This is a genomic window from Clostridium sp. YIM B02569 (genome assembly GCF_022320765.1).
In the GTDB taxonomy this organism is placed as follows: domain Bacteria; phylum Bacillota; class Clostridia; order Clostridiales; family Clostridiaceae; genus Clostridium; species Clostridium beijerinckii.
The window spans coordinates 1-14,568 of record NZ_JAKJJX010000023.1; the positions used below are offsets into that span (position 1 = coordinate 1).

The 14,568-nt window shown below is 29.7% G+C and carries 9 protein-coding genes; 3 read left to right on the forward strand and 6 right to left on the reverse strand.

What is annotated here, in order from left to right; all coding sequences use genetic code 11:
- Positions 1-295 precede the first annotated feature (295 nt).
- The 3 genes from L3B96_RS19195 to L3B96_RS19205 form a co-directional block, all read right to left on the reverse strand.
- Positions 296-463 carry a hypothetical protein gene (locus L3B96_RS19195; RefSeq protein WP_171788158.1) on the reverse strand — a complete coding sequence of 56 codons (168 nt, stop codon included), beginning with the start codon at positions 461-463 and terminating at the stop codon, positions 296-298.
- 178 nt (positions 464-641) lie between these two features.
- Positions 642-1,067, reverse strand: a complete 426-nt coding sequence (locus tag L3B96_RS19200; RefSeq protein ID WP_012059107.1) for a GNAT family N-acetyltransferase — start codon at positions 1,065-1,067, stop codon at positions 642-644.
- Positions 1,068-1,521: 454 nt separating this feature from the next.
- Positions 1,522-3,525 (reverse strand): methyl-accepting chemotaxis protein, encoded by a 2,004-nt coding sequence (locus tag L3B96_RS19205; protein ID WP_171788157.1) that lies wholly within the window; start codon positions 3,523-3,525, stop codon positions 1,522-1,524.
- A 637-nt stretch (positions 3,526-4,162) separates the two neighbouring features.
- Between L3B96_RS19205 and L3B96_RS19210 the strand changes: the two genes are divergently transcribed.
- Positions 4,163-6,181: a Na+/H+ antiporter gene (locus L3B96_RS19210; protein WP_238948297.1), complete on the forward strand. Its 2,019-nt coding sequence runs from the start codon at positions 4,163-4,165 to the stop codon at positions 6,179-6,181.
- Between the two features lie 254 nt (positions 6,182-6,435).
- Entirely contained in the window at positions 6,436-7,488 is a 1,053-nt protein-coding gene (locus L3B96_RS19215; protein ID WP_238948298.1) for a galactose ABC transporter substrate-binding protein, read from the forward strand.
- A 102-nt stretch (positions 7,489-7,590) separates the two neighbouring features.
- On the opposite strand, the gene L3B96_RS19220 is transcribed toward L3B96_RS19215, so the two are convergent.
- Complete coding sequence (locus L3B96_RS19220) at positions 7,591-7,767, reverse strand: hypothetical protein (RefSeq protein WP_238948299.1); 177 nt, start codon at positions 7,765-7,767, stop codon at positions 7,591-7,593.
- 449 nt (positions 7,768-8,216) lie between these two features.
- On the opposite strand from L3B96_RS19220, the gene L3B96_RS19225 reads away from it, so the two are divergent.
- Positions 8,217-9,812, forward strand: coding sequence for an NHL repeat-containing protein (locus L3B96_RS19225; protein ID WP_238948300.1), 1,596 nt, complete (start codon positions 8,217-8,219; stop codon positions 9,810-9,812).
- A gap of 240 nt (positions 9,813-10,052) precedes the next feature.
- On the opposite strand, the gene L3B96_RS19230 is transcribed toward L3B96_RS19225, so the two are convergent.
- Both L3B96_RS19230 and L3B96_RS19235 read right to left on the reverse strand, forming a co-directional pair.
- Positions 10,053-13,145: an efflux RND transporter permease subunit gene (locus L3B96_RS19230; protein ID WP_238948301.1), complete on the reverse strand. Its 3,093-nt coding sequence runs from the start codon at positions 13,143-13,145 to the stop codon at positions 10,053-10,055.
- Between the two features lie 12 nt (positions 13,146-13,157).
- A complete protein-coding gene (locus L3B96_RS19235; protein WP_238948302.1) occupies positions 13,158-14,420 on the reverse strand; it encodes an efflux RND transporter periplasmic adaptor subunit in 1,263 nt (420 codons plus the stop codon).
- Between the last annotated feature and the right edge of the window lie 148 nt (positions 14,421-14,568).

A 14,568-nucleotide genomic window follows, 5' to 3' on the forward strand; every position in this document is an offset into this window, starting at 1 on the left:
CAAACTCTCAATAAAAAGTTTAATCTTAGCTTACTCAAATAAAAATTGCTGGTTTACTTAAATGTATTTATATTATTCTGTTCAATTTTCAAAGACCATTTTTTCTTTCTAAGCCTTCTTATTACAAGGCTTTACAAGTTTTTGTCGTTTCTGACAGCTTACTCAGTATATCATCGCTTTCAGACTTTGTCAACAACCTTTTTTAAAAACTTTCCAAACATTTTTCTCAAACATTTTACCAGCTTTAAGTTATTGAATTCTGTGCTTTTCAGCGACGAATTACATCTTACCATCGTTATTTAATCTTGTCAATAACTTTCTCAAAAGATTTTTTTCCTTTCCTATAGGTATCTAATAAGATTAAGTTATTTCTAAAATCATGTCTCTTAACGACGTGTTTTATCATATCATCTGCGTTATACTTATATTCTTTATTATTTATCCATTTAATGATATTATTCATAGTATTCGTCATATTTCTTCAAATTCATGGTTTTTATTTATATTGACACACTAGAAGTAGTTGTCCACATAGTATCTATTATAGTTAAATATGTATATTATAGCTTTCATTATAATATTTATAAAGTGCCATATATATCTCTGGTATTTATATAATATCTATACATCTACTTTGTAGGCTAAATTCCCAAATTAAGTTCATTAGGAATCACAACCCACCCTATAGAATTAAAAGCTACTTCCATATCATGATTGCTGCTTTGCGTAAATATAAAACCAGTTTTTATTCCAATTTCCTTCAATTTTCCCAAAGAACGATCTAACATTCTTTTTTCGATTTCATTAACTCTATATTCACTATATATAGCAATATGATATATAAATCCTCTTATGCCATCGCTGCCACATAATAAAGCTCCAATTACCTTCCCATCTTCGTTGCATGCCACAGAACTAGCTTTTGGATTCTTTTTTAAATATGTGATTAATTGTTCTTTAGTCACAGATTCTTCTAAAAATGATGAGCCAAAAATATCTCTCCACAGTTTAATTACTTGATCTATATCAGACTCTCTCATTGCTTTCACCACTATAGTATTTTTCATTTATCCCACTCCATTCCTATTCTTAAGTATTGTATATTATTATGTTGCAAAAATACTTCTTCATCAATAATTCTAAAAATATTGCTAGAATTTTAGCCATAATCGTGAATTGTGAAATGTTCATTGTAAACTTCAACATATATTTAATAGTAACACTCTATTATTTTATTGGATACATAAATATCATAAATATTGTTATATAGATGAATTAATTATAAGTTAGATAATATCTCACAACTAGAAATAAGCAAGGGTTTAAATCCAAATAATATTTTGATCCTATTTATCTAATACAATAACACTTTAACTTGTATAAGCTAAAGCTAAAAAATGCTTTTTACATAGCTTAATCGCCACGTAAAAAGCATTTTTATTATGTTGAATTCATTGATAGTTTAGTATCTGAAATATCTATCTACAGATATTTAGAAACCTAAATTTGTAATTCTTATTATTAATTTATCTTAAATCTAGCTAATTCTTCTCCTAACATTTCCGAAAGTGATTGAAGTTCCTCAGCATGCTTAGTGAATCTAACCATAGCAGCATCTATCTCTTCTGTTGATGCGCTAACTTCCTCTGATGCAGCTGCAGTTTCTTGTGATATTGATGAAATATTTTCGATTTCCACGATTACACTTTGTTTACTTCTATTTATATCAATTACAGATGCTTTTACTTCATTAACTTTAGCACTCATTACTCCAATTGATTCTATTATCTCGTTAAATATCTCCAGTGTCTTACTTACTGCTAACTCCTGTTCTTTTGCTATATTTTCAGCAGCTATAATAGCCCCCGTTGCTTTATCTGACTTATTTCTTATATTTACAATAATCTCCTTTATTTCTTCAGTAGATACTTTAGATTGTTCTGCAAGTTTTCTTATTTCCTCAGCTACAACAGCAAATCCTTTTCCCGCTTCACCCGCACGAGCTGACTCTATGCTTGCATTTAATGATAAGAGGTTTGTCTGTTCTGTTATTTGAGATATTTTTTCAGATATAGTATCTATTGTTTTAGTATTTTCAGCCATTTCTTGAACTATACCATTAACTTCATCCGTAGCAGTTTTAGTCTTATCTGATTTTTCTATCAAAGTATCAATCATAGATAATCCTTTTGCTCCTAATTCCTTCGTATTTGCAGAAAGTTTGTCCATTTCATGTGAATTTTCATTAATTTCATCCAATTTACCTGATAGCTCATTCATTTCTAAAACCCCATGCTGGGCATTTTGTGACTGATTAACCGCACCATGTGAAACGTCTTCTATTGATTTTGAGACTTCCTCTATTGATGCCGTTACCTCTTCCGACATATTTGCTAGGTTTGACGATGTCTCTAATACTATTTTAGATGATGCTGTAACATTTTCTATAAGCTTTGATATATTAGATATCATATCATTAAAGGATTGTGAAAGCTCCATAAATTCATCCTTTGTAGATAAATTTATCGATGCAGTTAAATCTCCCTTTGAAGCTTTTTCAAATACTTCTTTTAGCTTTTTAATATTTTGTGCTATACCTTTACTTAAGAATAATGATAGCATTATACAAATTATTAATATAACTAAAGATATGTATACTGTTGTCGCAAGTATTGAATTGGTATCATTAGTTACTTCCTTCTCATCAAGAGTAGCTACGACCTTCCATCCAGTAGTAGGGTTTGTCCCATATACTCCAAATTTCTTTGTATTATTAAATTCATATGTCAAAAATCCTGCATTATTATTTTTTACATCTTGCCAAAATGGCTGCTTAGACGCTACATCTGTACCAATTAAATCTTTATTCTTATGCGCTATCATATTTTGACCATCTATATCTGAAACAAATATATATCCAGTATTCCCTATTTTCTTAGTTGATATCTTTTCTGTAATTGCATCTAAAGATACGTTCATTGCACATACCCCAACTAATTTTCCATCCTTTTCTACTGCCTTAGCTATAGATACAACATTTTTTCCAGTCTGGGCACTTTTGAATGGTAAAGTTATTATAACTTGGTCTTTATGTTCTATTGCTTGTTTATACCAATCCCTATCACTAGCCTTATATCCATCTGGCATTTTCTCACTAGGATATATTTCAAATTTATCATCTACACTTGCAAAATATGTACTAAAGATATCGTTATCACTTTCCTTGACATCTTTTAACATACTAGTTATAGCTAAGTATGATTCATCTTTATCAGAATTAACAAAATTATAATTAGTTGATAATGCTTTAGTCATGCTTACAAACCCACTGAAATAGTTATCAATTCCATCATTTAATTCTAAAAGAGTTTGTTGACTTGTAAGTTTCAATTTTTGATTAAGGATGGATTTAGCTTGTTCATTGGCACCAAATCCAAGAATTATCAAAGGAATTAAGCATATTCCTAATAAACTCATAACAAGCTTGGTTCTAATACTTTTTAGTTTAATTTTCTTTAACTTCATTATTATTTCCCCTTTATCGTAAGTATATTAAATATTTATAAGTAATTATTTTGCAAAATTTTATTGTAAAGTAGAATTCTTGTATCATAAAAACAAAAAAGTCTCATTTCATAAAACAAGACTTTATTATAACTTTAATTATATTAACTTTTACCATGATTTAATCACATTACCATTATATATGTGATGTCTTTTACTGTCAATACTTATTATTTTTATCGAAAATTGTTATATTCGACAATACTGACTTGTCGATAAAAGGTTTGCTGTAAATTACCAAGTGTTTTTTAATATATATATGTTGTAATTCACAATTAGGGCTAAAACTCTTGCAATATTTTTAGAGTTATAATGAAGAATTATTTTTGCAATATATATTAAAAAAGTTTAATTTATTAAAGTTTCTCTTAAAACTATTAGGCAATACAAAACAAATAATTTTATAAAAGAATGGACTATATCGTTTAAAACCTATATAATATGAGATTCAAGCATTAAATCCGAGAAATAAATCTCTTACATAAACTCTCAGCAATTTAATATACTATAATTAGTGTATTTTCTGTTAGTCTATCAAATTTCACATAAAGCATTAATTATATGCTTTTACATAAATATTAAATAAGGAGGATTATATATGTTTACTTATATCTTAATATTATTAATTTGCATTTTACTATCAACTATAATAAGTAGATTTATACCTTCCTTATCAGTTCCTATTGTACAAATTGCAATTGGATCACTAATCGCAATAATACACTCAGAATTTAGCATTGAGCTAGATCCTCATACATTTTTAGTAATGTTTATTGCTCCCCTTCTTTTCCGTGATGGAAAAAATGCAGATAAAAGATCTCTATGGAAACAGAGGAGAAATATACTTTTAATGGCACTAGCTTTAGTTATCGCAACAGTAATATTAGTTGGATTCATTATAAATAAGTTAATTCCATCTATTTCGTTGCCTTCAGCTTTTGCACTTGCAGCTGCTTTATCTCCAACTGATTATGTTGCGGTTAGCGTACTTTCAAAAAAAATCTCACTTCCAAGGAAAGTGCTTCATCTTATCGAAGGCGAAGGACTTATGAATGACGCATCAGGCCTTGTATCTTTTAAATTTGCATTAGCTGCAGCACTAACTGGAACATTCTCATTATTCGATGCAACTATGAGTTTTTTCATAGTATCTATAGGGGGAATAATTGCAGGATTCGTTTTAGAGAATATTCTAATTAAATTTGAATTTTGGATAAGAAGTCTTGGAATGGAGGATATTACAGTTGAAATACTACTTCAAATTCTAACACCATTTATAATATATCTTGTATCAGAGGAAGTATTTAAAGTCTCAGGTATATTAGCTGTGGTTGTAGCTGGAATGGTATATTCACTATCATCTAAAAAGCTAAAGTTTAGAAACGCTAGACTAAATGCTGTATCAGAAAATACTTGGTCAGTTTTGGCCTACGTTCTAAATGGTCTTATATTTATAATAGTTGGATTGCAACTGCCAAATATAATTAAAATTGCTTTTTATGAAGCTACAATCAATAATTTTGAAGCCATCATTGATGTTTTATTAATAACATTATCCTTACTTACACTTAGATATCTATGGGTTTTATTTATGTATAAGTTTGGAGATAATGCCTGCAAAGCAGAAAAAAGAAGTGTTAAATTTCACGCTGCACTTTTAACTTCCCTTTCAGGAGTAAGAGGAGCTGTCACTTTAGCTACAGTTCTTTCCATTCCTTTAGCATTAGAAAATGGAGAGCCCTTTCCTGAGAGAACATTAATTTTATTTTTGTCCGTTGGGGTAATTCTAACTACACTTCTTATTACAACTTTCATATTACCCCTATTTGCTAACAAAAATATCCCTAAAGAGACCGATTATTTACAGATAATGAATAAAGCACAGATAAAAGTTTGGGCTAACACTATAAATAAATTAAAATTAGAACTTGATAATAAAAAGTACATTAATATGATTATAAGCGAGTATAAATATCGTATTCATCAATTAAAACGTGGAAATTCTTATTATAAGAACTGGAACAGGAGCAGCAAAGAGGAAAAGAAATGGATGCTTATATGTTTTAAAAAAGAAATTGAAAATACCAGAAAGATGTTACAAGAAAATAAGATAGATGAATCAACTGCATACTTTTATGAAAAATCAGTTAGAAATAAAATCAAATTAATGTCATCAGTTGAAGGTTTTTCGTTGATTTTCAAAGAGGCTTTAATGCGGATTTCTTCTTTAATTTTTAATATTAAAAAACTTAGGTATATATTAAGAGGAATTGAAAACAAAAAAAGAAGTGAACAACAATTAAAAGATTTAGCCATGAAAGACCTTTATTCTACTAATGCAAAATACTTAATTCAATATGTTAAATCTATCATCACTCCTGAAAATGAAGAAACGCTAAAGAAAATAATTGTATATTATCAAGGTGTCTATTGGGTTGCAAGCAAACCAATCTTAGGAAAATCTAGCAAGTATGAAAAGAAAAAAATTCAAATTAAAGCAATGCAACTAGAAAGAAATACTATACAATCTTTATTTGAAAATGGAGATATAACTTGGAATATAGCATCCGAACTAAGAAAAAATCTAAATTATATTGAAAGTGATGTTTTAAGATAATAGGCTTTTATTTTTATAAGCCTATTTTTTATTTTCTAGAAATTCATATTTAAGTTAAATCTATGAGAAGTTATTGGAGAGACTAATTCTGAAATCTACAGTTCCAGAATCACCTACGATTTTTTTATGTTATTTTACATTTAGTGTTGCACTTCTAATTCTAAAAAAATGATTTCCATATAGTATAAATTTTTCATTGAGAGATAATCTAATGTTGAATATTATAATTTGACAAGTGTGCACGGAGGATTAAAATGAAGATATTAAAAAAGATATTGTCTCTTACTTTCATATCTATATTTTTATTATATATTATTAGCCAAACTACATATGCTAGCCCGGATATTAGTTCTCAAACTCCACTTAAAGTAGGTGTATTCTTAAATAGTTTTAGTGATCTATTTATTTCTAACGTAAAGAAAAACTTAGAGGATATTCAAAAACAAAATGAAAATAAAGTTCAATTTACTTTTTTTAATGCTAATGGAAACCAAGTTATTCAAAATGAAGATGTTGACAAAGCACTCAATGAGAATTTTAATCTTCTTGTATTAAATCCAGTCAGCACTAATATGGATCAGCTTCAAGATACTCTTAATAAAGTAGCACAAAAGAACATTCCATTAATTTTATACTATGCAAAAACTAAACCAATAGTAAATTTTATAAAAAATTATCATAATTCTGTTATTATTGATACAGATGTTGATCAGTCTGGAATTATTCAAGGCAAAATCATAGTAGATACATGGAATGCTAATAAAGAAAAATTAGATAAAAATAAAGATAATATAATTCAATATATTATGTTAAAGGGCCCATCTAATAGCCCAGAAACAATTGAAAGAACTAAATATTCTATATTAGCAATTAATGAAGCAGGAATAAAAACTCAAGAGCTTTTATCAATACCTTGCAATTGGGAAGAGGAATGCGGCAGAACTTCAATGGAATCAACTTTATTAACACTTGATGGTAAAATTGAAGCAATAATTTCTAATAATGATGCCATGGCAATAGGTGCCATTAAAACGCTCCAAAAATATGGTTATAATAAAGGTTATAACTCAAGAAACATTCCGATTGTTGGTATTGATGGTTTGCCAAAAGCTCAAGAATTAATTAATCAAGGTATTATGACAGGTACTGTTGTACAAGATTCACGTGCTCATGCTAATGCAATTTATACAATAGGAATGAATCTAATTTCTGGCAACACTCCTCTTAATGGTACAAATTATAAATTTGATGAAAGTGGAGTTACAATTAACATCCCTTATCAGGAATATAAACCACAAAAGCAGTAGCTGAATTGCCTAGCTACTGCTTATAAAATTATTCCCTAGTTTTTTCTTCCATGAATTCTACAATTGAAGCTCATAGTAAACAAAAAATACTAAATATAAATTCTATTTTATACAAAATAACTCTAAGCCCGCATTCTTGGCGCATATTATTAATGTTCCTATCCCATTCATTTCTCTATCCTTACACTCACCTTGGTATTTTGCACCATTAGCGTAATTAAATGTACCTCTTCCTTCTATTTTATCATTTACAAATTCACCTTTATAGATATTAACCATGCAACCCTTTTATCGGCTTCCTTTTTTGATTGAGCTTCTGATTCTTTGAATTCCCCTTTCTAAACTTCAATCAGAATTCTATGTTTCTCTCAGATAATGAAAACAGATTAATATGATTTCAAATATACAATACATAAAAAGATTGGAACTAAATTTTACAAAAAGCATATAATTTTTAGCATAAAGTAACATATTTTTCAATTCTTTCTTGATTGAAAATTTTATTATTGATATAATAAGGCATTATAAAAAAATACTAAATCAATCTGCCTTTATATTTTGTACTTGCTATTTTCTTTCATATTACTAAAGCTAATTTTAATAAAATAAATTTAAATCTACTCAATACATATCTAAAAAGCCATATCATGAATATATATAAAAAAAAACATGCTTAAAAATACAAGTTATGTGTATTGAATATTTTTTAACATTATGGAGGTAATAAAATGACATATATAGCTATTCTTTTGGTTATATTAAAATCTCACCCAGTGCTGAGTATTTGGGGATGTATTCTTTTTGGTATAATTAGTCAGTTTGCTTTCCCCAAAAAAGCCAGATTCTATTTAGCAAAATTCTCTATAATCTTTTTTGTGATTATTATTGCTAATATCTTTGTAGGACATTTTTTAACTAATATTATTATTGACAATTTTGGTGAAAAAGGAGAAGCTATAATTTTAGATAATTCGCCAACATCAGACCAATATAATAATGAAAGAGTCTATCGTTATAATGTTATGATTAAACCAGAGAATGATGGCAATGCTATTTCAACTTACTTTTTATCATCAGATTTTAATATTGTTCATAATAATTCACTTAATAGATACTCCTATCCTTCAACTGGAGTCAAGTTTAATGTAAAGTATATAAAAGCTTATCCAAAAGCTTTTGTTATTATAGCCAATGATGATAGTGAATATGGCAGACAACTTCAGATTAATAAGTATTCATCAGAAAAATCTAATATAGAGAACCAACTAAAGATGGATCCTGAAAACTCTGATCTTAAAGAAAAACTTAAAGAATTGGACAATAAAATTCAATCTATTATTGATAGCAATAGTGGTAATACTAGTGAAAACGCAACAAAGCTTCAGCTTAATAATTATTTAGTAGAAAGATCTAATATAGAAGATCAATTAAAACTGGATCCTGAAAACTCTACTCTCAAGAAAAAGCTTGAAGAGTTAAATATAAAAATTCTTTCTATTAATAACAGTAATTTTGCTGGAGAATTAGTCGCTATATTTGGCGGAAAAGGTACAGATTCTGGAAAATTAAATGACGCAAGATATATTACAGTAGATTCTGATAATAATGTTTGGATAGCAGATTACACTGATGGGAGGATTCAGCAGTTTAATAACTCTGGTGAATTCATTAAGATGATTCAAATAAATGGAGATAAAAATGATTCCAAACTGATTAAAGGACTATCTGCAGATATGAATGGAAATTTATACGTCTCTTCTGGCAGCACGATTCAAAAATACAAAACAGCTGACGGTAGTTTATCCTCAACTTTTAAGGGAAATGATTATTATGGACCTTTAGCAGTTGATAAGGATAATAATATATATTTGCTAACTTCTTCAGCAACAGAAAACACATTATTTAAGCTAAACTCTGATGGAGCAATACTTGCTCGTTTTAATAATATTATAAAGAAAGCTAATAAAGATGATCCAGGTATGAATGCTGACTTGGCATTAGATGGTTCTGGTAATATTTATATCTTTAGTGAATATAGCAAAAAGATATATGTATATAATTCTAATGGAGATTTCATTAAATATTTAGATTTAAAACTTAATAATGAAGATACCAACATTGAGACAATTTCTATAGATAATAGCGATAATTTATATGTAAAAAGTTTTAATGGAAATTATAAATTTGACCTTAATGGCAATTTACTTAACATTTTACCTGATAAAAATTACTATAGTACTGATGTGGATTCGAACGGAAATATTTATATGTCAGATAATGATGATATATTTGAATATAATCTAAATAATCCTACACAGGAATAAAGGATTGACTGGCCAGAATGCTCTTTAAGTAATTTTTAATTATCTTTAATGAATATTTCTCAATGTTCTGCAAATAATATAATTGTTCAGACTCAAACACAAAAAGAGATAGCAATTCCCCCATTCTCCCTGCTATCTCTTTTCTATATATTAAATTCTATTTTTTATCTTAATTCCCCAAACAATTCAAAGCTTTGCTTTCTATTAAATGAATTTGAATAATCTCTTTTATCTTTCACTTTATAAACTTATATTTTCATTCATATCTTCTGTTCCTTGTGATTCTTTAGAATGAATCTTTTTTCTAAACTTTCTTTTCAAATCATCAAAAACTGTATACATGATTGGTACTACAAATAATGTTAAAATTGTAGAAGTAACTAATCCACCAATTACAGCTTCTGCCATTGGTGCACGCATTTCAGAACCCATACCCTTAGATACGGCAAGAGGAATCATCCCAAAGATCATAGCTAAAGTTGTCATAACTATTGGTCGCAATCGTATTAAACCCGATTGCTTTATAGCCTCTTCTCTTTCCATGCCTTCGTTAATTCTTTGTTTAGCCGCATCTATAAGCAATATTCCGTTCTTTGCAACTAAGCCCATAAGCATTATTATACCTATTATTGACATTAAACTTAATTGAGTTTTGCAAACAAATAAACCTAAAACAGCTCCAATAATTGCAAGTGGCAAAGAGAATAATATGGATATAGGATCAACAAAGCTTTCAAACTGTGCTGCCATAACTAAATATAAGAATAAGGCTGCCATTGCCATTGCCTGTTCTAAACTTCCAAGGCTGCTTGTCATAGATCCTCCAGTTCCTCCTAAAGATACTGAGATTCCTTCTGGCATATTCATTTGAGTTTGAATCTTTTTCATGAAGGCATTCATGAAAGTACCTGAAGCTGAACCTGAAATATTACAAGAAATCTGCATTTCTGCAAGTCTATCATATCTAGTCAATTGTGCTGACGCTGTTTCAAAAACCTCATCCGTTACTTCTGATAAAGGAACAAGCTTATTATTTGAACCTGAAACATAAACTTGTTTAAGATTATCAAGACTTGCACGTTGATCTTTTTGTAAATACAATACTACGTCATCTCTATTTTTTCCATCATCATACTTAGTGACAGTCGTACCACTAAATAAAGTCTTTAATGTAGTCGCAGCATCCGAACTGCTTACTCCTAAATCTGCTGCTTTATCACGATTAACTTCTAAAGCTATTTCTGGAAGACCCGATTTATCATTACTACTTATTTCTCTTACCCCAGACTCTTTAGCCAATTCTTCTTTTACTTTTTGTCCAAAAGCTTGAAGCTCTTCCCTATTGTCTCCAACAAGCTCAAAAGTAACATCTTTTGATGATCTTCCACCACTTGCCATAGAGGCAGCTGCTACTGAAACTTGTGCTCCTGGTATGTTCTGTAGATTTCCACTAAGTTTTCTAGCAAAATCTCTTGAATTTTCTTTACGTTTGTTTTTGTCTGTTAGTTCTATTTTAATTGATGAACTACTTTTTGAAACAGTAGTATACATGCCATTGATTTCTGGATATTTCTTAATAATACTTTCAATTTGTTTAGCTTTTTCTGATGCATTATCTAATGTTATACCTGAATCAAAATTTGCACTTACAGTCACTTGATTATTATCTGTTGATGGCATCATAGTAAATCCAAGAGATGAAATAAGTGTAAGACTTCCTGCAAACATAACTCCTGCAACTATTATAATTACTAATCTATGATGAAGAGACATAACTAAAAGCCTTGAATACTTATGCGCTAATATTTCAAACTTACTATTAAATCCCTTAAAGAATTTGCTAAGAATATTTTCTTTCTTATTTCTTTTTATTCTTAGCATTTTAGATGACAGCATAGGCACAAGAGTAAAGGATATAAATAACGAAACTGCCATACTAAATACAACTGTAAGTCCAAATTGAAAGAAGTATCTTCCAATTGTTCCGCTTACCATTGATACCGGCAAAAATACAGAGATAACAGCTGATGTTGTAGCTATTACGGCAAAGCCTATTTCAGACGTCGCTTCTCTAGCTGCTTCTCTTGGGGATTTTCCCATATGCAAATGCCGCACAATGTTTTCTATAACAACTATCGCATCATCTATTAAAAGCCCTACTGCAACTGATAATGCCATTAAAGTCATTGTATTTAGAGAAAAAGCTTTTACTTTCATGCAAACAAAAGTTGTTATTATTGAAATTGGAAGTGTTGTTGCACTTATAAGGGTACTTTCCCATTCATTTAAAAATAAGAATACTATGACAACCGCTAATATACACCCATCTCTCATAGTTTCTAAAACACTATCTATTGTACTTTGTATTGATACTGAGTCATCACTTACAATATCAACATGCACCCCCTTTGGTAAAGAAGATTTAAGCTTAGTCAATGTCTTTTTTACATCATCTGCCAATTGAACAGTATTTGAACCAGATTGTTTTACTATATCAATACCAATTGCTGGCTTTCCATCGTAATATGCATAACTGCTTCTATCTGCAACTCCGTCCTCAACCTCTGCAATATCTTTTACTCTAATTTCTGTACCATTTTTATTAGCTATTAAAATATTCTTAAAATCATCTACTTTTTTTATCTTGCTGCTTATTTTAACAGAAATTTCATTATCTTTATCGATGATTTTACCTGTAGATTGGTCTACATTATCTCTTTTAATAGCATTTGATACATCAGTTGTTGCAAGTCCATACTTTAAAAGCTTATTATTATCTAACTTTATATGGATTTCCCTTGTATCTTCACCAGATATATTTACTGAACCAATACCAGAAACTGTGTATAATTTCTTTTCAATATTATCAACAACATCTGATAATTGTTGATTATCATCTAGTCCGTAAACAGCAACAGATAAAATTGATGTTGCTGATGAATCGAATTTAGAAATAATCGGTGTATCTATATCACTTGGTAACCCCCTGATACTTGAAACTTTATCTCTAACTTCTTGCGCTGCAACTTCTGGATCTTTATCTAAATCGAATTGTATATTAGTCCTTGAACTTCCTTCTGTTACAGTTGATGTTATATGACTAACTCCTGAAATTTTTCCAACTGCATCTTCTACAGTTTTTGTAACATTTGTCTCTATATCTGTTGGAGATCCTCCTGTTTCTGTAATCGAAACTGAAACTGATGCATTCTCAGCTTCTGGCATGTCATTAACAACTAATCTTTCATAACATACCATACCCACAATCGCAAAAACTAACATGATAACTGTGATAAATACTGGTCTTTTAATACTAATATTTGCTATATTCACCTATGGTCCCTCCTACTTAGAAGTTGTGTCTTCTGTGCTGTCATCTTGCTTTACTACTGCATCTACTTCACTACCGTCTTGCAGTGTACTTGTATTTGAACAGATTATTTGATCTCCATCTTTAATGCCAGATGCTATTTCTACATTATTGCCATTAGTTTCTCCAATAGTAACTTTAGTTTTCTTAACCGTTCCATTATCATTAATAAAAACATAATAGTCGCCCTCATTTCCTACCAAAGCATTGACTGGTACAGTGATTATTTCATTGTTTTGATCACTTACAAGCGTTACCTTTCCATAAATACCTGGCAATAAAGACTTATCACTGTTATCTATTTTAACTTTGCAGTTAAATACCCTTGAAGTTGGATCAGCTGCTGCATCAATAGTTTGTATTGTTCCATTATGAGTTTGGTCACTTCCTTCAACTATAACGGTAGCTGCCTGTCCTATTTTTACTTCACTTATTTTTTCTTGTGGTACCTGTATTGTTGCATATACAGATGATACATCATTAACAATTGCAAGGGCTGTACCTGTAGATGCCATTTGCCCAACATTCATACTTTTACCACTTATCACTCCACTTATCGGTGCTTTAATTACTGTATTGGCTAAATCACTTTGATTTTTATCCAAAGCTACCTTCTGTGCTTCTAAATTTGCTTTTGCTGTTTCAATACTTGCTTGTGAACTTTGAATACTTGCATTTCCTGAATCATAATCTGCCTTAGCTGAATTTAAAGTTTTTTCAGATGCTTGAAGATCTGTTTGTGATATGGCTCCACCATCAAATAATGTTTTTTGTCTATCATAATTACGCTGAGCATCATCTAAATTAATTTTATATTTTTGCAGGGCTGCCTGGGATACATTTAATGATTGCTCTGCGACTTCTACTTGTTTCTCATTTACAGCTATTTGAGCTTGTGCAGTTTTTATACTATTTTGTATATCTTGATCATCTAAAGTTGCTATTGTATCACCCGCATTTACATATTGTCCATTTTCAACTGATACAGAAATAATTTTTGCTGCTATCTTACTTGTTACTGTACCTTGCTGAACAGCTTCTAAACTAGCCTTGTATGTATCTCCCATATTTTTTTCTACTGTTTTAGCTGTCTGTACTTCTACCGATGTTTTGCTTGCAACTGCCTGAGTTGGTTTGCCTTTAGCACTTGTTGATAACTTACTTTTAACTACAGTTGCTCCCCCTGCAATAACTGCAATAATCACAGCATACACAACTATTTTTTTTACGTTTTTCATTGTGATCCTCCTCTATTTATAACACACCATGTATTTGCTTTTCTTATATAATTACTTCAACATTTTCTTGTGCTTCCACTCCTCTTAAACGCTCCTATAGGATAATTTTCATTTTTGCTCATGTTTATTAAACTTCCGAGAATTTAAC